General features: G+C 47.5%; 17 protein-coding genes. 8 read left to right on the top strand and 9 right to left on the bottom strand.

Annotation, left to right across the window (positions count from 1 at the left end; translation table 11 throughout):
* The first annotated feature begins 72 nt into the window (after nucleotides 1-72).
* Nucleotides 73-294 (top strand): Hfq-related RNA-binding protein, encoded by a 222-nt coding sequence (locus tag SIB68_RS02755; protein WP_063400492.1) that lies wholly within the window; start codon nucleotides 73-75, stop codon nucleotides 292-294.
* A gap of 57 nt (nucleotides 295-351) precedes the next feature.
* Nucleotides 352-2,988 (top strand): leucine--tRNA ligase, encoded by a 2,637-nt coding sequence (gene leuS, locus SIB68_RS02750; RefSeq protein WP_063400491.1) that lies wholly within the window; start codon nucleotides 352-354, stop codon nucleotides 2,986-2,988.
* A 6-nt stretch (nucleotides 2,989-2,994) separates the two neighbouring features.
* Here the strand turns inward: leuS and SIB68_RS02745 are convergent, their stop codons facing one another.
* Nucleotides 2,995-4,593, bottom strand: a complete 1,599-nt coding sequence (locus SIB68_RS02745) for a glucose-6-phosphate isomerase (RefSeq protein ID WP_063400706.1) — start codon at nucleotides 4,591-4,593, stop codon at nucleotides 2,995-2,997.
* Nucleotides 4,594-4,680: 87 nt separating this feature from the next.
* Between SIB68_RS02745 and SIB68_RS02740 the strand changes: the two genes are divergently transcribed.
* Entirely contained in the window at nucleotides 4,681-5,493 is an 813-nt protein-coding gene (locus tag SIB68_RS02740; protein ID WP_063400490.1) for a hypothetical protein, read from the top strand.
* Here the strand turns inward: SIB68_RS02740 and SIB68_RS02735 are convergent.
* Both SIB68_RS02735 and SIB68_RS02730 read right to left on the bottom strand, forming a co-directional pair.
* Nucleotides 5,485-6,423 carry an N-acetylmuramoyl-L-alanine amidase gene (locus SIB68_RS02735; RefSeq protein ID WP_063400489.1) on the bottom strand — a complete coding sequence of 313 codons (939 nt, stop codon included), beginning with the start codon at nucleotides 6,421-6,423 and terminating at the stop codon, nucleotides 5,485-5,487. The two genes, SIB68_RS02740 and SIB68_RS02735, sit on opposite strands and share 9 nt — an antisense overlap.
* The gene (locus SIB68_RS02730) at nucleotides 6,405-8,102 is read right to left on the bottom strand and encodes a PDZ domain-containing protein (protein ID WP_063400705.1); all 1,698 of its coding nucleotides are present in this window, start codon (nucleotides 8,100-8,102) and stop codon (nucleotides 6,405-6,407) included. Before SIB68_RS02730 ends, SIB68_RS02735 begins: the two co-directional genes overlap by 19 nt.
* A 205-nt stretch (nucleotides 8,103-8,307) precedes the next feature.
* Between SIB68_RS02730 and purN the strand changes: the two genes are divergently transcribed.
* Nucleotides 8,308-9,060, top strand: coding sequence for a phosphoribosylglycinamide formyltransferase (purN, locus tag SIB68_RS02725; RefSeq protein WP_196757126.1), 753 nt, complete (start codon nucleotides 8,308-8,310; stop codon nucleotides 9,058-9,060).
* On the opposite strand, the gene argC is transcribed toward purN, so the two are convergent.
* Entirely contained in the window at nucleotides 9,057-10,163 is a 1,107-nt protein-coding gene (gene argC / locus SIB68_RS02720; RefSeq protein ID WP_063400703.1) for an N-acetyl-gamma-glutamyl-phosphate reductase, read from the bottom strand. The genes purN and argC overlap by 4 nt on opposite strands.
* 84 nt (nucleotides 10,164-10,247) lie before the next feature.
* Here argC and ribBA point away from each other — a divergent pair, with 84 nt between their 5' ends.
* On the top strand, nucleotides 10,248-11,936 hold the full coding sequence (gene ribBA / locus SIB68_RS02715) for a bifunctional 3,4-dihydroxy-2-butanone-4-phosphate synthase/GTP cyclohydrolase II (RefSeq protein ID WP_063400488.1): 1,689 nt from the start codon (nucleotides 10,248-10,250) through the stop codon (nucleotides 11,934-11,936).
* A 26-nt stretch (nucleotides 11,937-11,962) separates the two neighbouring features.
* Here the strand turns inward: ribBA and SIB68_RS02710 are convergent, their stop codons facing one another.
* From SIB68_RS02710 to dnaK, 5 genes are all read right to left on the bottom strand, one after another.
* Nucleotides 11,963-12,385 carry a peptidylprolyl isomerase gene (locus SIB68_RS02710; protein ID WP_063400702.1) on the bottom strand — a complete coding sequence of 141 codons (423 nt, stop codon included), beginning with the start codon at nucleotides 12,383-12,385 and terminating at the stop codon, nucleotides 11,963-11,965.
* 262 nt (nucleotides 12,386-12,647) lie between these two features.
* Nucleotides 12,648-13,598, bottom strand: a complete 951-nt coding sequence (murQ, locus tag SIB68_RS02705) for an N-acetylmuramic acid 6-phosphate etherase (RefSeq protein WP_063400487.1) — start codon at nucleotides 13,596-13,598, stop codon at nucleotides 12,648-12,650.
* A 2-nt stretch (nucleotides 13,599-13,600) separates the two neighbouring features.
* Nucleotides 13,601-14,011 (bottom strand): DUF3110 domain-containing protein, encoded by a 411-nt coding sequence (locus SIB68_RS02700; protein ID WP_063400486.1) that lies wholly within the window; start codon nucleotides 14,009-14,011, stop codon nucleotides 13,601-13,603.
* Nucleotides 14,012-14,062: 51 nt separating this feature from the next.
* Complete coding sequence (locus SIB68_RS02695) at nucleotides 14,063-14,965, bottom strand: DnaJ domain-containing protein (RefSeq protein WP_063400485.1); 903 nt, start codon at nucleotides 14,963-14,965, stop codon at nucleotides 14,063-14,065.
* Nucleotides 14,949-16,943: a molecular chaperone DnaK gene (gene dnaK / locus SIB68_RS02690; protein WP_063400484.1), complete on the bottom strand. Its 1,995-nt coding sequence runs from the start codon at nucleotides 16,941-16,943 to the stop codon at nucleotides 14,949-14,951. Before dnaK ends, SIB68_RS02695 begins: the two co-directional genes overlap by 17 nt.
* A 147-nt stretch (nucleotides 16,944-17,090) precedes the next feature.
* Between dnaK and pstC the strand changes: the two genes are divergently transcribed.
* The 3 genes from pstC (at nucleotide 17,091) to pstB (ending at nucleotide 19,853) form a co-directional block, all read left to right on the top strand.
* Nucleotides 17,091-18,044 carry a phosphate ABC transporter permease subunit PstC gene (pstC, locus tag SIB68_RS02685; protein WP_063400483.1) on the top strand — a complete coding sequence of 318 codons (954 nt, stop codon included), beginning with the start codon at nucleotides 17,091-17,093 and terminating at the stop codon, nucleotides 18,042-18,044.
* 1 nt (nucleotide 18,045) lies between these two features.
* Nucleotides 18,046-18,966, top strand: a complete 921-nt coding sequence (gene pstA / locus SIB68_RS02680) for a phosphate ABC transporter permease PstA (RefSeq protein WP_063400482.1) — start codon at nucleotides 18,046-18,048, stop codon at nucleotides 18,964-18,966.
* A 68-nt stretch (nucleotides 18,967-19,034) separates the two neighbouring features.
* Nucleotides 19,035-19,853, top strand: a complete 819-nt coding sequence (pstB, locus tag SIB68_RS02675) for a phosphate ABC transporter ATP-binding protein PstB (protein ID WP_011130078.1) — start codon at nucleotides 19,035-19,037, stop codon at nucleotides 19,851-19,853.
* Nucleotides 19,854-19,979: the final 126 nt, after the last annotated feature.

Below are 19,979 nucleotides of genomic sequence, written 5' to 3'. Positions count from 1 at the left end.
AATATCCGGATCTCAGCCCACTTAATTACTTGCTTAACTGCAGATTCCCCAGCATCGACCCATCCCAATCCTATGGAGAACCCCCCTCTCAATCCCAGCCTTCCAGGGGTTCGTCTGATTCAGGGTTGGGTGCGGGACGAGATCCCTCTCAGCCTTGAATTAGCTGATGGGCTCCGATTGGAAGGCCGCTTGCTTTGGCAGGACCCAGAATTCCTTGCCCTGGAACGGCCTGGATCGAGTCAACCTGTGCTGATTAATCGTCACGCTGTACTAATAATTCGTCCACTGGGCTAATTCAACTCCCTAGCGTCATCTTGTTATGGCACGATCGAAAGTTGGTGAAACTTGTACGTGACGGAGTCTTTCCCCTCAACGTCTGCCTCCAGCTACTCCTCAGCTCGATATGACCCTATTGAGCTTGAAACGCGTTGGCAAAAGGAGTGGTTACGACAAGGACTAGATCGAACTTCAGTCGCTGAAACCAACCAGAAACGCTTTTACGCCCTGTCGATGTTTCCTTATCCATCAGGGACACTGCACATGGGGCACGTACGCAATTACGTGATTACCGATGTGATTGCCAGGGTGCAGCGCATGCGCGGTGATGCGGTACTTCACCCAATGGGATGGGATGCCTTTGGCTTACCAGCTGAGAATGCTGCCATCGCCAGAAACGTGGATCCAGGTGATTGGACAGACCAAAATATTGCCCAAATGAGGGCCCAGCTTGATCGGCTGGGTTTGTCGATTGACTGGGACCGGCAACAGGCGACTTGCCATCAGGATTACTACCGCTGGACCCAGTGGTTGTTCCTTGAACTTTTTGCGGGTGGATTGGCTTATCAGAAGGAAGCGAAAGTCAACTGGGATCCCGTCGACAAAACTGTTCTGGCTAACGAACAGGTAGATGGCGAGGGACGTTCATGGCGATCAGGCGCTCTTGTTGAACAGCGACAACTCAAGCAATGGTTCCTGCGAATCACCGACTATGCCGATGCATTAATTGATGACCTTGATGAATTGACTGGTTGGCCTGAGCGTGTCCGTACGATGCAAGCCAATTGGATTGGTCGCTCTCATGGTGCTGAGATCAAGTTCAGAGTTGCTGGTCAGACCAACTCAATCATCACGGTCTTCACAACACGGCCAGACACACTTCACGGTGCAAGTTATGTGGTTTTGGCACCTGAGCACCCCTTGGTGGAAGCCCTAACAAGTCCGGAGCAACGTATTGCCGTTACCGCATTCTGTGACCTTGTAAGCCAACTCAGTGTCAAGGATCGCACCGCTGAGGACCTACCAAAACGTGGGGTCCCGATCGGTGCACAGGTGATCAACCCAGTGAATGGTGAATCACTACCAGTTTGGATTGCGGATTACGTATTGGTTGACTATGGCTCAGGAGCAGTCATGGGAGTACCCGCTCATGATGAGAGGGATTTCATCTTTGCTCGCAGCCACGAACTGCCGATACGCATTGTGGTGCAGATGCCAGAGTCAGACGAGCATCACAATGATGGACAAGCCTGGACCGGGGCCGGAGTACTTGTAAATTCCGGAGCCTTTAATGGTCTCTCCACAGAGGAAGCGAAGGTTGCGATTACAACCCATGGAGCTTCTGAGGGTTGGGCTCAAAGCAAAGTGCAATACCGTTTGCGAGACTGGCTTATCTCTCGCCAGCGCTACTGGGGTTGCCCGATCCCTATCATTCACTGTCCAAACTGTGGAATCGTTCCTGTTCCGCAAGAGGACCTACCTGTAACCCTTCCTAGGGACATAGATCTCTCAGGAAAAGGAGGATCTCCCTTAGCACAAGAACAGGATTGGGTTGAGGTGAAATGTCCTATTTGTGGTGAAAAGGCCCACAGGGAAACAGACACGATGGACACCTTTATGTGTTCTTCATGGTATTACCTACGTTTTGCTGATCCACTTAATAGTCAACGTCCATTTGACAAGGATATTGTTGATGAATGGTTACCTGTTGATCAATATGTGGGAGGTATTGAACATGCAATCCTCCATCTCCTCTATGCACGCTTTTTTACCAAAGCACTCCACGATCGAAACTTGATTGGCTTTAAAGAACCATTTAATCGATTACTTACTCAAGGGATGGTTCAAGGGCTCACCTACCGCAATACTAAAAATGGCAGTTATATTTCTCCTGAACTTGTTAGTGATGACAGTGATCCGAGGGACCCAGAGACTGGAGATAAACTAGAGGTCCTGTTTGAAAAAATGTCTAAATCAAAATATAATGGCGTTGACCCTGCCGTTGTAATCGATCGATACGGTGCTGATACCGCTAGAATGTTCATACTTTTTAAAGCACCACCAGAGAAAGACCTGGAATGGGATGATGCAGATGTTGAAGGCCAATTTCGTTTTCTGCAACGACTTATTCGTCTAATTGATAATTTTGTATGGCCTAAGACTGATGGTGACGATGCCTCCATTTCTTCGGCAAACCTGATTATAGATTCAGCTGATCTAAGTGAAGAAGAGATCAATATGAGAAGAGCTACTCACATGGCCATAGAAGCAATAACAGAGGATTTAAGTGGTGATATTCAATTGAATACAGCTATCTCCGAACTCATGAAGCTATCAAACTCCTTGAGCGGAAAATTAGATATGGTCCGTGCTGAAGTGGCTGCAGAGGCTCTTTCAGTTTTAGTTAGATTAATGGCACCCTTTGCTCCTCACCTTGCAGAAGAATTCTGGCTGAAGCTTCATGGGCAAGGAAGCATCCATCAACAATCCTGGCCTGTAATCGACCCAAGCGCACTTGTACTCGAAAAGATTGATCTCGTCATTCAAGTTAAAGGAAAGGTACGTGGAACAATCCAGGTTCCTGCTAACGCAGACAAAACGACATTAGAAGAATTGGCTTTAAACAGTGACATCGCAGTCAAATGGTTAGAGGGTCAATCGCCTAGACGGGTCATCATTGTGCCAGGCAAGTTGGTGAACCTAGTGCCATAGAACTGATCAGCCTTTGCTGAAACGTAGTGAAGTTGGAATTCCCCAATCACCTTCTGCAACGTAACCACGCTTATTCGCAGTTAAATGCCTCATGATCCAAAAGATGGCTTCTTCTGACCCATCTCCAATCACTTGATGGATCTCTTCAACTGTACGTTCGACACCATCAGCAAGCAAGGCTTCAACGCGAGACTGCAAGTTAAGGATGGCAGCGGCTGCTTTTTTACCTGATTCCACTCCAGGCTGGTGATAAGCATTAATATTTACAAGTTCACCATATAAACCAACTGCTCTCTCAAATAAAGCAACTAATGCGCCGAGTCGGCGAGGATCAAATCGACGCATCGAAATACTGAGGCTCTGACGACCTCCCTGGCTGAGCGCTGCGCGAGTGCCTTGAAGGAAGCCATCGAGAAAATCACCTGGATGCTGATTGTTGATCGCCGGTATGTTCTCAACATCCTCAAGCACCTCAATAAATGTGGCGAAGAAATTGTCAACACCATCGCGTAATTGCTGCACATAAGCATGCTGATCAGTTGAACCCTTGTTGCCATATACAGCAAGGCCTTGATGAACAACATTGCCATCCCGATCTAGACGCTTACCTAGCGACTCCATTACCAGCTGTTGCAGGTAACGACTAAAGACCTCAAGGCAATCTCTATATGGAAGAACAACCATGTCACGACGCCCAAGCCCATCTCCTGCAACAAACCACGCAGCAGCCATCAATGCTGCTGGGTTGCTGTGTAGATCAGACACACGTGTGGCCTCATCCATTTGGGCAGCACCAGCAAGAAAATCGCTGGCATCACAACCAATCAAAGCTGCCGGCAAAAGGCCAACAGCACTCGTGATGCTTGTTCTACCGCCCACCCAATCGAACATGTCAAAACGCTTAAGCCAGGATTCCTTCTGTGCAAGCTGATCTAACTGGCTATTGAGCATCGTCACGGCAACGGCCTGACCCGCCCAACGACCTCCCATCTCTTCGAGGCGTTGACGAGCCTGCTCCATTCCGAGGTGTGGTTCAGGAGTCGCACCAGATTTGCTGACCGTGACAACCAAAGTCGTGCTCAGGGCATCTCCAAGATTGCCAAGAACGCGACTCATGCCATCAGGATCCACATTGTCGAAAAAATGGAATCGCAATCCCTGCTCTGCTTCCTGAAGAGCACGAATCATTAATAAAGGTCCTAGGCCACTGCCTCCAATCCCGATCCAAAGCACATCGGTGAACTTTTTGCCATTGGGGGCTTTGATGAGGCCATTGACCACATTGCTGCCAAAGGTCTCAATCAGGTCAATTTCCTTGGCAATGTGATCACAGACCTCTTGATCAGGCGCCAGCTGCGGCTGACGCAGCCAGTAGTGGCCAACCATCCGTTGTTCATCAGCATTAGCGATAGCTCCATGTTCCAAAGCCTGCATGGCCTTGAAAGCCTGATCAAAGCGTGGCCCTAGCCGTTCAAAATCTTCTGTATTGATATGCATTCGGCTGATGTCCAGCCAAATTCCAAGATCGTTGTGATACCAAAGCAAATTGTTAAAGCGCTGCCACTGAACCTGGGCATCGCTGGCGCTGAAATCCGGGAAACTCATCAGCTGATGCACGTCGCTCACAGCTCGAAACGATCAACGATCAAAATGCCTGCCCATTTTCTCAGACACTCAGGCTAACCTCGCGCGATGATCAAGACTCTTTTCAGACTCCTACAAACACTCAAAAGATGTCTTCGACTAACCAACTTTGTAGTCCTGGCTTCGCTTTTCATGGTTCTCATGACAGAGAATTGTGGCCGGCAGGCAAGCCAGACACGTCAATCACCACCGCTGGATATTGCAACCGTTAATCACCTTGATCCAACCGATTTCACAGCAGAAGAGCTCAGATATCTTCAAAAACGTTTCGGGGTACATGGCCCTCAGACGCCTTTAGCTCAGTTGTTCACACGAGGAATTGATCACCTCCAGCCACTGCGAGCTCAGACAGTCAATCGACTGGATGAATTAAAACCTGTGATCGTGCGCGAGTCCAAGCGATACCGCGTTAACCCAATGCTGGTTACAGCGATCCTTTTTGATGAAATTCAGCATTCAAAACCAGGCGAAAACATCCCTTTTGTGGCTCATTCCGGTCTATTGAAGACCCATGGGCCAGCCCAACTAGGCATCTCTGAACTCATCCATCAAAAACGTTTGCCTCAGTATCCAACGGCAGAACAAATTTCAAGTGCACGTAATTTGCTTCTAAATCCAGAATCTAATATTGAGTTACTTGCAGGAAAGATAGCGCGTCTAAAGGATGACTTAGGCTTACCTTCTAATGCCATGATCCAAGCTAGTCGCTCTTATAAACATGCCAAGGCGATCGCCACACTGGCTTATCTTCATAATGGCAAGCTTGACTATCCCGCAAGAATTCTTCGTTATATGCAAGACCCTGAACTACATGGTCTGATTTATTCCCAACGTTCTTCAGCCCAGCTGCCCTTAATCTGAGGGCATGCTACTCACACAAAGATAACCAATCGCCGCTAGTCTTCGCTGTAGATTTGACCAATCAAAACTACGGGGGTCTGATCGCTCACCTGCTAAATCAACATGCTGATGAGTAGTGATATTTTCTGGGGGGATATTGAAGCGATCCATCCAATCTGCTAAGACTAGAGCAAGAGAATCATATTGTTTGTCGTTATAACCACTATGATTTAGATAGCCGTTGCGACCATCCCATGGTGTCTCTAGGCTCACATGCAAAGCGAAGTTATTGACGGATCCCTTAAAGCGTGGATTTGTCACAACCCACTCACCAAGAAAAGCAGAATTTCCTGCTCCATATGCTCTATTAAGTGGGTCTACAACATCAATAATTCGCCCATCCAATGTAATCAATGTGTGGTAGCTAACTTGATCCTCATCCTTGCGATGATAATCTTTAAATGTATAGAGTGCAGATTGATACGAATCGGTAGTCTCATGTAAAATTACGACACTAGGAGTCGGATCAATTCGACGGCCATAAAGATCCCAGCGATATCTTTTGCCATAATTCGATGAATCAATCACTACATAATTGCGTTCAGTTGCCAGTTGCTTTTGACGGTGGTCAAGACGTTTCTTAAGCCCTTGATCGACATCAGAGCATTGCTTAGAGAGTGGAGATGACCATGATATTGCTCGCGGTGGTTTTTGTTGACTAGTTGATGGCAGGCCATTTGACTTTTGATTGACTTCTTCAGAGAATTGCCCAAGTCGTTCTAGATGGCTTTGGAGACTTTGATTTAATTTTGACTGATCATCAGGAATGCTATTCTTTGTATGCCAGGTGAATATTATCAAACCACTTATTGCAAATATGAGTATCATTAGGAATCGTTTAGTTTTGCTCCTCATAGACATAATCAGAGTGGTTAAATAATCTGAAACCATCGATCCCGTAGATTGCTTAACTCAGATGGTGCCTCACAATCAATAATAATCTCCCAGTGATCAACTTGGGGCAAATCACTCGAAAGTGTTGTTTCGCTAAGTCGTCCTCGTCTTGAATAGGTGATCGATACAGGTTCTTCTTTGGAGACAAGTTTGCATAAATCATCGACCTTACGCAATCGAAATCCGCCGACAGCAAGCAATTCATCACCAACGACAAGACCTGCATGATGGGCTGGACTAGACAGAGAAACTCGTGACACCAAAATAAGACCATCTCGTTCAACTAAAGTAAGCCCTGTTTCTCTTTTGTTTGAATATCTCTTTTCAAACCTCAGTCCAAGATCTTTAACTATCGAAGTCAACGGGAGAGAGTCAGGTTGATCAAGCCATGCATCAACCTCATTCGCAGTATTGGGATCGAACTTGGCGATGGCAGCTTTGATGTCTAACCTGGAATAACCTCGATGACTACGACCAAACTTCTGCCAAAGTTCACGGAGTACTTGTGTTAACGACGAGTTTTGTTGACGCAGGCGAACATCCAGGCAAAAGGCCATCGCAGCACCAAGCTTGTAATAGCTGACCTGAGAACCGGCACTTGCCGGTGTTGCTTTATATAATTTCACCCAGGCTTCACGTGAACTGTCAGCTAGGCTCTGTAATTGACGACCTGAGTTGATTAATAGTGGTGAAAACTCTAGAGATAAATCCTTTAGTAATGCTGAGCGATCGCTCAACCCAGCAAGGAATGGCAGGGTGAGGTCCAGGTAGCTAGTGATTCCTTCGGCGAACCAAAGTCCATCACTAATTACAGCTTGAGAATAATCATAAGGTCGATATTCCCTGGGCCGTAGACGTCTCACATTCCATTGATGTAAATACTCATGTCCTATCAATTGTAGGAGCTTCCGATAACCATCAGGTTCAGTTAATGCACTCCAGGAATAATGCAAAACTGCGCCATAATCATGCTCAAGACCGCCATAACCCGTTTCTAACATATGAATCACCAATTGGTAGAGATCTCCTGCTGGTGGGGGTTCATCCATTAGACAACAGGTAGCTTTACAAACAGCGCTGACATCATTCACAAGGTTTGCTGGCCATCCCATAGGAGGCTCGCCTATACAGAGAAGTTGATGAGAATGTTTTTTGACAACAAAGGGCTGAGAAACGAAACAGCCAGCATGAACAGGCGCATCGACAAGATGATCAAAATCCTTAGCCCAGAGAGTTTTCTCTCCAGCTAGAGGAACGTAGGCATTCCAACCCGCTGGTAGGGCCAGGGTGAGGCAATGAGGAGTCCAACGCTGACCATCGATTTCCATCACAGCAGCCGCAAGACAAAGGGATGCAAACTCCGGATCTAAGTAGCAGGTGCGCACAGTGAGCTCTCGAGCCTCTATGACATAGCCAAGGGTGACAAGATCAAGAGTGTCGAGATCAGCCTGCCAACCACTTGGAGCGATCCGTTGAACTTGACAATCATTTGAGGCTTGAGAAAGGCTCAGACTGTGGAGATACTGAACATGGTCTCTAATGGTGTAAGAGCCTGGTGTCCATATCGGCAGAGACCAGCTCTGACGATGTGTTCTTGGCTTCCATTTCAGACTGACCTTAAAGGTCTGACTTGCCTTGTCACACAGATCAAGATGGACTTCAACAACCTCGATCACCTCACTCAACCTCAAAAACAAGCTCAGACGTTATGCAACAACTGTAATGGTGCTGGTAATGGGTATCTTGACGGAAGATGTTCTGGATCATGGCTTTGAGCCATCTGAAGGCTTGACTTTGTCTAAAAAAATCATGGATCGCAGAAGGGGTTCCAATTGGATGATGAATATAGGAATTAGGTTGTGAATCTGATGTGCTTAGAGCATGCAGCTGGTCTTCTCGATCGTCAACAAGATGAACAACTTAGATAAAAAGGAGATTTGTCTGAACAGCGCTGCTTCGAATCCTGGTCAGAACAGTTGCTATGAAAAGGATGCGAAGCGATCGCTGATCTGGCCCACCCTCCAGGCCAGCCCAAAATTCAACCCTTGCTTAAATCTTGGCGTGATGGCATCAGGGAATGGCAGCAATTTTGAAGCCCTGGTTAAAGCCATTCAAAATTCTCAACTTGATGCTTATATTTCCATATTGGTGGTTAACAATCCTCATTGTGAAGCACGTCGTAGAGCTCAACGACTAGGTGTGCCTTGTGTCATCCACGATCATCGTGAATTTAGTAGTCGAGAAGAACTAGATAAGGCCTTGGTAAAGACATTCACCAACCATTCTGTAGAAGGCGTGGTGATGGCCGGCTGGATGCGAATCGTCACCCCAATCCTGATTTCTGCTTTCCCGAATCGCCTTATCAATATTCACCCATCTCTGCTACCTAGCTTTCGCGGTTTAGATGCGGTTGGGCAAGCACTTAAAGCGAGAGTTCCTATCAGTGGTTGTTCCGTTCACCTGGTTACACCTCAAGTAGATGACGGTCCGGTGCTTGCGCAAGCTGCAGTACCAGTTTTGAGCTCAGACGACCATCAGAGCCTCAGCAAAAGGATCCAGCGCATGGAGCATCAATTGCTTCCACTATCTGTTGCTCTTGCAGGCCAAAGTTGGAGAAACGCAGCTCAAAATTAAGGGTAGAAGGTTAGTAAAGACATCCCTGTGGTTGGAGGTAATCCAGCCATCAGGTTTAGACATTGAACCCCTTGACCAGCTTGTCCTTTAATCAGGTTGTCGACAGCGCTCATCAAGATAAGCCTGCTGTTGCGGTTGTCGACCTGAACAGAAAGAACAGCTTTGTTGGAGTATTTCACCCACTTAGTCGCTGGATACGTTCCCACAGGAAGAACATCGATGCAGGGATGATGTCGATAGACCGCTTTCAACACAGTTGTGCAGTCCTCAGCGGTCAATCCAGGATCTCTCAAGCGTCCATAAACCGTTGCTAGCAGTCCACGCACCATCGGTACGAGATGGGGTGTGAACTGAACCTCAATCGGTTGTCCGGCAACCTCACTAGCAAGTTGTTCGATTTCTGATGTATGTCGATGCCCAACCACGCCATAAGGCATGATCGACTCCGAGGCCTCTGCCAGAAGAAATTGTTCTTTGGCCACCCTCCCTCCACCAGAGGTGCCAGTTTTTGCATCGATAATCAAACCATCGTTTTCGATCAATCCCTGTTTTAGAAAAGGCAGCAAGGGCAACAAACTTGCGGTTGGGAAGCATCCTGGTGCAGCGACAAGATTTGCAACTGCAATTTCAGGTCCCTTCCATTCAGGTAACCCATATACAGCCTCTCTACAAAGCTGAACATCATCTCGATTGAGGTTTTGAGCTTCATGGACATAAACTTGTTTCCATTGTTCCAGTAAGCGATAGCGAAAGTCAGCAGAGAGGTCTACAACCCGAACATTGCGTTTCAGCAGTTGCGGTGCTAATTGGCAGGCAAGTCCATTGGGAAGACTGAGGACTGCGTAATCGGCGAATTCAGCGATCTTGTCAGGATCGGGAGATTGAACTTCAGGATCATCAAGGATGGGTAAAAAAGGGCAAAGCTCACTCCATCGCCTGCCGGCACTTCGTTCGCCGCCCAGGTAGGTCACATGGAGCTGGGGATGGTCCTCAAGCAATCTGATGGTTTGAAGACCGCCGTAGCCCGTAGCGCCGATAACCGCTACTCGGCTGCCTCGAACCTGAGAAATGTCAGAGGCTGAAGAGCGAGGAGAACTTTCCATTGCCTTCATCGGACGCCGGCTGATCGTACTGGTGTCGATAATGAACCCAGTACGTTCATCCCTAAGGCCCTGAGGACTTCTCCTATACCCGCTGAATCGGTCGAGATCCGCTTCGACGACATTTCTGATGCACTTGCCGCGATCCGAAACGGTGAATGCGTTGTGGTTGTCGATGATGAGCGCAGAGAAAACGAGGGCGACCTAATTTGTGCTGCTCAGTTCGCTACGCCTGAGCAAATCAATTTCATGGCCACAGAGGCTCGTGGTCTGATCTGCCTTGCGATGCAAGGCAGTCGCCTAGATCAACTTGACCTGCCGCTGATGGTTGATCGCAACACAGATGCCAACCAAACGGCTTTTACCGTAAGCATCGATGCAGGCCCTGAAAAAGGGGTTTCTACCGGTATTTCAGCGGAGGATCGAGCGCGCACGATTCAAGTGGCCTTACATCCGGAGACTCGTCCAAGAGACCTACGCCGCCCTGGACATATTTTCCCCCTTAGAGCGAGTCAAGGAGGTGTTCTCAAAAGGGCTGGACATACAGAATCCGCCGTGGATTTGTCACAGCTGGCAGGGCTTGCTCCAGCTGGCGTGATCTGCGAGATCCAAAACTCAGACGGATCAATGGCAAGACTGCCGCAATTGCAAAACTATGCGCGGCGTTGGGGACTCAAGCTCATCAACATCGCCGATCTCATTCGTTACCGTCTTGAGAATGAACGCTTTGTATACCGTCAAGCCACTGCCGATTTACCAAGTCTCTTTGGCAGTTTTCAGGCAATCGGCTATTTAAATGGTTTGGATGGATCGGAACACATTGCTCTTGTCAAGGGCGATCCACGAGAACTGAAAGAACCAGTTTTAGTGCGCATGCACTCCGAATGTCTTACGGGAGATGCTTTTGGATCACTGCGCTGCGATTGTCGCCCCCAACTTGAGGCAGCGTTAGCTCGCATCGAACAGGAAGGTGAAGGCGTGGTTGTTTATCTCCGCCAGGAAGGTCGCGGCATTGGACTAATTAACAAATTAAAGGCCTATAGCCTTCAGGATGGCGGTCTAGACACTGTGGAAGCCAATGAAAGTTTGGGTTTCCCTGCAGATCTGCGCAACTATGGGGTTGGTGCTCAAATTCTCACTGACCTTGGCATCCACCGTTTACGTCTACTTACAAACAACCCACGCAAAATTGCTGGACTGGGTGGATATGGCTTACAAGTCGAAAGTCGTGTCCCCCTAGTAATCTGTCCTGGAGATCACAATGCCGCTTATTTAGCTGTTAAACGGGAAAAACTTGGACACTTGATTGATGCTGGCAAATCAGAGAATCAAGCTCCAGAAGTTGGACCTTTTGTTGTGGTTGCCTGGGACGGTGAGGTGAATGGAGAGACGTTGGCTAAGCTGAGGACCCGTGCACATGATTGGGCCAAAAGCAATGAACTTGAGCTCATAGCAGAAAGCTCACCCCGTCTACTTGCCCTATGGGATCGCCCCCTCTTTGTATGGCGTGTATGTCCACGAGTCAAAACCTCTTCTGAGGTTTCATCAGATCCACTTAAAAAAGCATCGCTGGAGTTACTGCTTCAAGAGTTGATTCAATGGTCAGGGAGCCGTCGAATTGGTCTTCTGCGTACTGACCGTGCTGAGCAAGCAATGCATCCTCCTCAAGACCTAAAGAGAGAAGAGCGGTCGTTGGCAACACTATTTAAAGATGATTTTTCCCCACTAAAAGATTGGGATGCCACGAGCTTTCCCAATCTGATCCTTTGGTCATGAAAGAGACCAGCTGTATATTTTCAATCCTATTGAATGGTTACTTTATTGATCCTAGAGCCGTTCTTTAAGGCTAAGACCACATCCATATTGGCAGCCTGACCGAAAACGGTATGCACTCCATCGAGATGAGGCTGAGCATCATGGACAAGAAAGAATTGACTTCCGCCAGTGTTCTTTCCTGCATGAGCCATAGAAAGAGAACCGGCGAGATGCTTTTTGCTATTTATTTCACAATTAATCGTATAGCCAGGCCCACCGGTTCCAGGCATCCCCTTTGCCCCCTCACGAGTATTTGGGCAGCCACCTTGAGCCATGAAACCATCGATTACACGATGGAAAGACAGGCCGTCATAAAAACCCTCCTTAACCAGCTTTGTGAAATTGGCAACCGTGTTGGGAGCATCATCATCAAAGAGCTCCAACTCAATCAAACCAGCATCAGTGTCCATCAGGGCCTTGGTCACAGTTGGATGCTCAAAAAAATAGTCTAGTCAACGAAGCCAACTTTCGCGACATCTCTAGAATTATTAATTAAATCAAAGCAATAGAATCGATTGTATAAACAGCATTCAACAAGGATGGAACGATTCATGGGAAAGCTGTGTATTCCATTTGAAGATATTCAAATCGTTTAGAATCTGTTATTGCTATCGTGTACCTACCGAGTAGAATGATCTTATTATTTTGCTTCTTGCAAAGGCACAATTAAAATCAAGTAATGCAATTTTTACAGCTCGCTAAAGCTGTTCGCAATTGATTGTTATGCTCTATCAGTAGTTTCTGGGCAGCCTCAGCGTCTAAACCGCAAGCATGCATAAGCAGAGCCACTTTTACAGATCCATCGCTTGCTTGAAGCAACTCAGTTCCACGAACTCGATCAACATCAGCTAAATCATGCAGGATTCGCAAGGCACGATCCATCAGCTTGATGTTGGTAGCAGCAACATCAACCATTCGATTTCCAAAGACTTTGCCAAGCCGAACCATCGCACAGGTTGAAAGAATATTTAGAGCCATCTTTGTTGCGGTACCGGCCTTTAAACGCGTGGAACCTGTGAGTAATTCAGGGCCAGTCAAAAGACGAATATCGATACTGCATGGCATCTCAGCTTGCTCTATAGGCACACATGAAATTGCAATCGCCAAAGCATTGATTTCCTTTGCGTATGCAAGTCCTCCTTTCACATAAGGAGTCGTTCCCCCGGCCGCAATACCGACAAGACAATCAGCAGGGCTAAAGTCACGCTCCTCAAGATCCTTTTGCCCTGCCTGTTCAATGTCTTCAAGTCCCTCGGAGCTTTTCAGCAAAGCTGCGCTCCCACCAGCAAGAACACCCTGAACAAGATCAGGATCGCTGCAAAAGGTTGGTGGGCACTCTGCGGCGTCAAGAACACCTAGTCGTCCGGAGGTGCCAGCACCCAAATAAAAAAGGCGACCTCCGCTTCGAAGCCGGTCCGTAATCGCTTCAACTGCCTGAATAAGTTCGGGTAAAGCCGCTGCGACGGCACGCTGTGGCTCTCGGTCCTCTTCGCAGAAAAGTGTCACTAAGGACTCTGTGGTTAGTTGATCCAAACATTCACTTTTGGGATTGACCTGTTCAGTCAACAGATGCCCTCGATTATCTGAAGGATGCAATTTGAGGTCTGCAAAAACATTGGTCATGGTCAAATCAATCCTTCAAGCCGCTTACGAATCGCTTCAAGATCTGTTGATTCAACTTGCTGATCCAATCCATTGCTGTCTGCAACGGAATGATCCTCATCCTGCCAGTGACTCACATCTCGATTTAATTCTGGTGGAGCAAATAAAAGACGCTCCTCATCAGTTTTTGGCATAAAGCCAACCTCCACAAAACGAGCTTCATATCCGGCCTGGCGGCAGAAATCTTCAATCTCATCACGGCCAATCTCTTCAACAGTCGGTAAAGGAAAGTCTTGAGCCTCAAGAAGACCGGCATAACGCTCGGCATCATCAGCGTTTTCGAACATCAGCACAGCTGTATTGCCAGCAAGTTCGAGGGAATGAATACCCTCGTTGTCTTTACCGGCGTCATAGAGAAGGACGTACACGCGCATGTGGATCAGGCCAGACCGATGGGATCTCTCACTCGATTATCTAATTCGGCTTTATAGATTTTCCGGATCAAGAGCCAATTCTTGAAGTCGTCGGTAGAGAGCACGTTCGGCTTCAGCAAGTTCAGCAGGAATAACCACCACAATTTCAACCAATTGATCACCTCTGCGTCCATCAAGCTCAAGTCCCCGTCCGCGAAGGCGCAATAAACGACCACTTGATGATGCTGGAGGCACTTGGAGTGTGACAGGACCAGAGAGAGTTGGGACATCCACAGCACAACCAAGAGCTGCATCAGGTGGAAACAACTCAAGGCGATAAAGCACACGAAGTCCGTCAATCCTCAGTCTGTCTTCTGTTTGAACGCGCAACTGAAGGAAGTGGTCACGTCCTCCAGGGGCTACGCCCACAAGACGTAACCGCCAACCGTCGCCAGCCAAAGGCGGTGTGTCAACCTCTAAAAGAGTGCCGTCATCGAGCTCAAGATCCACTGAAGTTCCATAGAGGGCTTGCTCAGGGGTCAACTCGACCAACGTCTCGAGATCATCACTGGCCTGTACGGGAGGAGGAGGTGGTGGTGGAGACGTCGCAGGCCAGTGGACTTGTTCTGAGGGGAAAGGGTCAGCTACGTCAACAGGCTGTTCGTCTGTGAGCTCCAAACCGAGCACCACTTCCAGATACTCATCGAAAGTTGGAAAACCAACTGCGAAAGGATCAGCAGTGGCTTGCTCTGTCGACATCGATCCCTGCCAAGCAGCCCGACGTCTTGGATCACTGAGAACTGCATAGGCCTCATTAACCAATTTGAAGCGTTCCTCGGCGTGGTAATCATTGCCATTGAGGTCTGGATGCCATCGCCGTGCTTCGCGACGAAATGCCCTTTTGAGCTGGGAGGCGTCACTGTCTGGAGAGACACCTAGCAAAGACCAGTAATCCGGTTTAGCGGTAGAAGTCATCGTCCCAGGGATTTAGCTCACGTCCCCTGTAGATGCGTCGGCCGTCGGACGACCGGGCAGGGCTGTTCCAAGGATCTTCATCCCAGTCATCATCCGAGAAGAGCTCATCTTTCAACGAGCCAAGAGTGTTACGTATGCCCTGGAGTGGATTGGCGTCAGTACGCCGTTCTGATGAAATTCGTCGATTCAAGCCAAAAAGGGCTTCCTGAAGTGAAGCAACAGCAAGCTCAAGTTCCTGTAGATCGTTCTGCTCAAGCAGGTCTTGCACATCGCGCATCGCTGTCTCAACAGCCCGCTGCTGCCGCTCAGCCCCATAGGGGCCCAGTTCCAAAGCTGCATCGCGAAGTCTTCTTTCAGCTTGACCAACAAGTGTGAGTGCACCATTACGACGATCAATTGATGCACGACGACGACGATCTTCTCCTGCCTTGGCTTCAGCTTCCGCGAGCAAGGCTTGCAATTCCTCTTCGTTAAGGGTGGAACCTCCCTGAATATTCACAGATTGCTTGCGGCCTGTGGTGCGATCAGTTGCACTCACTTGCAAGAGACCATTGGCATCAATATCAAAAGCCACTTGCACCTGTGGAACACCTCTTGGTGCAGGTGGAATGCCTGACAGGCGAAAGCGACCCAAAGACTTGTTATCTGTTGCCAACTGACGTTCACCCTGCCAGACATGAATTTCAACAGACGATTGGTTGGCCTCTGAGGTGCTGAACACGTCGGATTGGCGCACTGGTATTGGTGTATTTCGTGGGATCAGCACTTTCATCAACCCACCAACGGTTTCCAGCCCTAATGAAAGGGGAGTGACATCGTTGAGCATCAGATCTCGAAGCTCACCGGTAAGGATTCCGGCCTGAACAGCTCCGCCAACAGCCACGACTTCGTCAGGGTTGACAGATTGACAAGGTTCACTGGCAACGAGGGTTCGCAGCAATTGCTGAACCATCGGCATTCTGGTGCCACCTCCAACAAGCACAACATCATCAACATCATCAGCAGACCAGCCAGAATCACGCAGAGCTGTCTGCACTGGATTCAGAAGACGGTCGAGAAGGTCGGGGCAAAGGCCTTCAAATGTGGGGCGATCAAGACTGGTCTCGATATGAAGAGGGCCATCAGGCCCCGTTGCGATAAAAGGCAAAGAAATCGGAGTATTAAGAACACCAGAGAGTTCCTGCTTGGCTTTTTCTGCTGCTTCAATCAAGCGTTGCAGTGCCTGGCGATCACGGCGTAAATCGAGGCCATGCTTGGTCTTAAAAGCTTCAGCGAGCCAATCAACAATCCGCTGATCGAAATCATTGCCCCCTAGTTGTGTATCACCACATGTGGCCTTGACATCAAAAACACCATTAGCGACACGCATCAGTGAGACATCAAACGTCCCGCCACCCAGATCGAAGACAAGAACACGGCGAGCGGCACTGCGATCAAAGCCATAGGCCAGTGCAGCAGCAGTGGGTTCGTTGAGGATCCGTTCCACTGTGATTCCAGCGAGCCTGCCGGCATCACGAGTCGCCTGACGTTGGGCATCATTGAAATAGGCAGGTACTGTCACTACAGCAGCCTCAACAGGCTCTCCTAGATATGTCGCCGCATCATCCACAAGCTTGCGAATGATGCTGGCCACAAGTTCTTCGGGTGCATATTCACGCTCCGTCACTTGACAGGAGACACGCACGTTCCCCTGTTCATTGGCCCTTACGGTGTATGGAACAGAGAGACTGCTGTCATCCATTTCATCCCAGCCTCGTCCCACGAAGCGCTTGAGATTGGCAAAGGTATTTCTTGGATTAAGCACCAACTGGCGACGTGCTAATTGACCGACAAGTAGCTCTGCTTCTTTGCTGTAACCCACTACTGAGGGAGTCGTGCGACTGCCCTCCGCATTAGCGATCACTTGAGGGCGACCAGCCTCAAGCACCGCCACAACGGAGTTTGTTGTCCCTAGGTCTATGCCAACAATCCGCCCCATGGCCGCGTTTACTGAAGCTCCAAGGTAACGGCGAAAAGCACCCTAAACCAAGCCTTTTTAGCAATGTGGATGTTGGACTGTTAATGGCCTGTTAATGCAAAAGCACCCCTCTCAGGATTAGGTTTCTTATGTCTGTATTGCAGTGGTATGCCAACTGGTGTGCAGAAAGAGCTGTACGTGCTCAGAAGACGTCCAGCTCATGAAAAATTCGTCGACAGCAGCTTTAGAACTATCGCCATATCAATGGCATCCATGGTTGCACTGATACTTGTAGCGATCCTGATCGTTGTCTTTTGGGGGTCACTTGAATCGATGGGGCGTTACGGGTGGAAATTTCTAGTGACATCAAATTGGAACCCTGTTGATGATGAGTACGGAGTGTTAACCGCAATCTATGGAACAGCAGTAACCTCATTGCTTTCACTATTAATTGCGATTCCTCTAGGTGTTGGAACAGCAATTTTTATAACCGAAAGCTTTATACCTACAAGAGCTAAAAACATCATAGGAGTAATGATTGAACTACTAGCGGCCATTCCATCTGTGGTACTTGGCCTATGGGCAATCTTTGTAATGGAGCCGTTCCTAAGACCCTTGCTTTCTTTCCTGTATATATATTTGGGCTGGATTCCATTTTTTAGTACTCAGCCAATGGGGCCTGGAATGACCCCAGCGATCTTGATACTTGTTGTGATGATACTTCCTATCATTACAGCTATTTCAAGAGACTCACTCAATCAAGTACCAATTAGCCTGCGCCAAGCTGCTTATGGGGTTGGAGCAACACGCTGGAGCACAATAATTAATGTCATTCTACCAGCGGCAATTTCGGGCATTGCTGGAGGCGTACTACTCGCTCTGGGAAGAGCAATGGGGGAAACAATGGCAGTAACAATGATTATAGGAAATTCCAATAATTTTAGCTGGTCATTGCTTGGCCCAGGCAACACAATCGCTGCGATGCTAGCCAATCAGTTTGGAGAAGCAGATGGAACTCAGGTCTCATCACTTTATTATGCAGCATTTATTCTTATGGTGATAACGCTTGCTGTAAATATCGTTTCACAATGGATGGTCAAACGATTAAGTCTTAAATACTAACATGAAATCAATGACTAGCGAAGCGATTTCAACAAGTGGGGATCTATCCTCCAATCTTTACTACAAGCCAGGCTTGAGGCGTAATAGAATTAATAGAATTTGCACAATATTATCGGGATTATTTTCATTCGTAGCCATTCTGCCACTAATTCTTGTTTTAACCTATGTAATTTTCAAAGGAGCAACCAGATTAAGTATCTCTCTTTTTACTATGCTTCCGCCTCCCCCAGGACTCGATGGCGGAGGTATTGGCAACGCAATCTTGGGAACTATTATTGTCACCTGCATAGCCGGAATGATCGCTATACCTGTTGGTGTTGGTGGAGGTATCTACCTTGCCGAATATGCACGTGAAGGACCATTCTCTAGATTTATACGTTTTGGAACCAATGTTCTTTCAGGTGTTCCTTCAATTATTACTGGCGTCTTTGTCTACGATATAATTGTCTCTTCACGGGTCATTCTTGGCAGTTCATACAGTGCGATAGCTGGCGGAGTAGCACTCTCAATCCTGATGTTGCCAACAGTGATAAAAACCACTGACGAAGGCCTAAAACTGGTACCAGACAACCTTCGCAAAGGTGCACTTGGAGTAGGCGCCTCTAAATTTGTTACCATTTCCCACATTACATTGCCAATGGCATTTACTCCAATCGCTACAGGAGTCGTTCTTTCAGTTGCTCGGGCAGCTGGTGAAACAGCACCATTGATTTTTACAGCACTCTTTTCATATTTTTGGCCTAGTGGTTCAGATGCTTTCTTCAATCCAATCGCGACACTTTCGGTTTTGATTTATAATTTTTCAACTCAACCCTATCAAGTTCAGAATGAATTGGCTTGGGCAGCATCATTTATTCTTGTAGTATTTATTCTCGCGATGAATATCCTTTCACGCTGGATTGGCCACTTAACCTCAAGATGAGTCACTTACACAAGACTATTTTTATCTTGACGACTGAATTGCCTTCATTATTAATCGCGCGCTGATCCATGACAGCAACTTCCTCTCCTCGGCCAAAGCAGATTTCAACTGATCCCTGCATATCACTTCAGAACGTCACTATAAGTTACAATGAATTTGAAGCAGTACGACATGTTTACTGCGAGATACCGCGCGGTAAAATTACAGCTTTAATCGGACCATCTGGATGTGGTAAATCAACAATTCTGCGATCTCTAAATCGCATGAACGATTTGATAGAAGGATGTTCTCTTACAGGTCGAGTGATGTTTGATGGAGACGACTTGTATTCCCCAAATATCGATCCAGTTGAGGTACGCCGACGCATCGGGATGGTATTTCAGCAACCCAATCCATTCCCTAAAAGCATCTATGAAAATATTGCATTTGGAGCAAGAATTAATGGATATAAAGGTGATATGAATGAGCTTGTTGAACGCTCACTTCGTCAAGCAGCTGTATGGGATGAATGCAAGGATAAGCTTAAAGAAAGCGGATGTTCTCTATCAGGTGGCCAGCAACAAAGGCTATGCATAGCAAGGACAATCGCTATTGAACCAGAAGTGATTTTAATGGATGAACCCTGTTCAGCCCTTGATCCAATTTCTACACTTAAAATTGAAGAGACAATGCATGAGTTAAAAAATAGATTTACGATTGTAATTGTCACTCATAATATGCAACAGGCTGTTCGAGTTAGTGATTTCACAGCTTTCTTCAATGCTGAGGTACAAGAAGGTGGATCAGGAAAAGTTGGTTATCTTGTTGAGTTCAATGAAACAGAGAAAATCTTCCATTCACCTGCTCAGGAAGCTACTCAGAATTATATATCCGGCCGCTTTGGTTGAAGGTATCACGGTATTTGTTAAAGATTCAAAGTTTATAGCTAGATGTGTAGTTGCGAGGAATAGCTATTAGCTATTCTCTAGAACAAAATAAAATTAAAGCATCCTTTAAAACAAGGCATTAATACC

Source organism: Prochlorococcus sp. MIT 1323 (assembly GCF_047304905.1).
Classification (GTDB): Bacteria; Cyanobacteriota; Cyanobacteriia; order PCC-6307; family Cyanobiaceae; genus Prochlorococcus; species Prochlorococcus marinus_D.
Note: the sequence above shows the minus strand (reverse complement) of the source record. Positions and strands in the feature narration are given on the sequence as shown.

What these genes read in the sequence shown, in the direction of transcription:
- SIB68_RS02755 (WP_063400492.1), top strand. Translation starts at nt 73, where the DNA reads ATGGAGAACCCCCCTCTCAATCCCAGCCTTCCAGGGGTTCGTCTGATT.
- SIB68_RS02745 (WP_063400706.1), bottom strand. Translation starts at nt 4,593, where the DNA reads ATGAGTTTCCCGGATTTCAGCGCCAGCGATGCCCAGGTTCAGTGGCAG.
- SIB68_RS02740 (WP_063400490.1), top strand. Translation starts at nt 4,681, where the DNA reads ATGATCAAGACTCTTTTCAGACTCCTACAAACACTCAAAAGATGTCTT.
- SIB68_RS02735 (WP_063400489.1), bottom strand. Translation starts at nt 6,423, where the DNA reads ATGGTTTCAGATTATTTAACCACTCTGATTATGTCTATGAGGAGCAAA.
- purN (WP_196757126.1), top strand. Translation starts at nt 8,308, where the DNA reads ATGCAGCTGGTCTTCTCGATCGTCAACAAGATGAACAACTTAGATAAA.
- argC (WP_063400703.1), bottom strand. Translation starts at nt 10,163, where the DNA reads ATGGAAAGTTCTCCTCGCTCTTCAGCCTCTGACATTTCTCAGGTTCGA.
- SIB68_RS02710 (WP_063400702.1), bottom strand. Translation starts at nt 12,385, where the DNA reads ATGGACACTGATGCTGGTTTGATTGAGTTGGAGCTCTTTGATGATGAT.
- murQ (WP_063400487.1), bottom strand. Translation starts at nt 13,598, where the DNA reads ATGACCAATGTTTTTGCAGACCTCAAATTGCATCCTTCAGATAATCGA.
- SIB68_RS02700 (WP_063400486.1), bottom strand. Translation starts at nt 14,011, where the DNA reads ATGCGCGTGTACGTCCTTCTCTATGACGCCGGTAAAGACAACGAGGGT.
- SIB68_RS02695 (WP_063400485.1), bottom strand. Translation starts at nt 14,965, where the DNA reads ATGACTTCTACCGCTAAACCGGATTACTGGTCTTTGCTAGGTGTCTCT.
- dnaK (WP_063400484.1), bottom strand. Translation starts at nt 16,943, where the DNA reads ATGGGGCGGATTGTTGGCATAGACCTAGGGACAACAAACTCCGTTGTG.
- pstC (WP_063400483.1), top strand. Translation starts at nt 17,091, where the DNA reads ATGCCAACTGGTGTGCAGAAAGAGCTGTACGTGCTCAGAAGACGTCCA.
- pstA (WP_063400482.1), top strand. Translation starts at nt 18,046, where the DNA reads ATGAAATCAATGACTAGCGAAGCGATTTCAACAAGTGGGGATCTATCC.
- pstB (WP_011130078.1), top strand. Translation starts at nt 19,035, where the DNA reads ATGACAGCAACTTCCTCTCCTCGGCCAAAGCAGATTTCAACTGATCCC.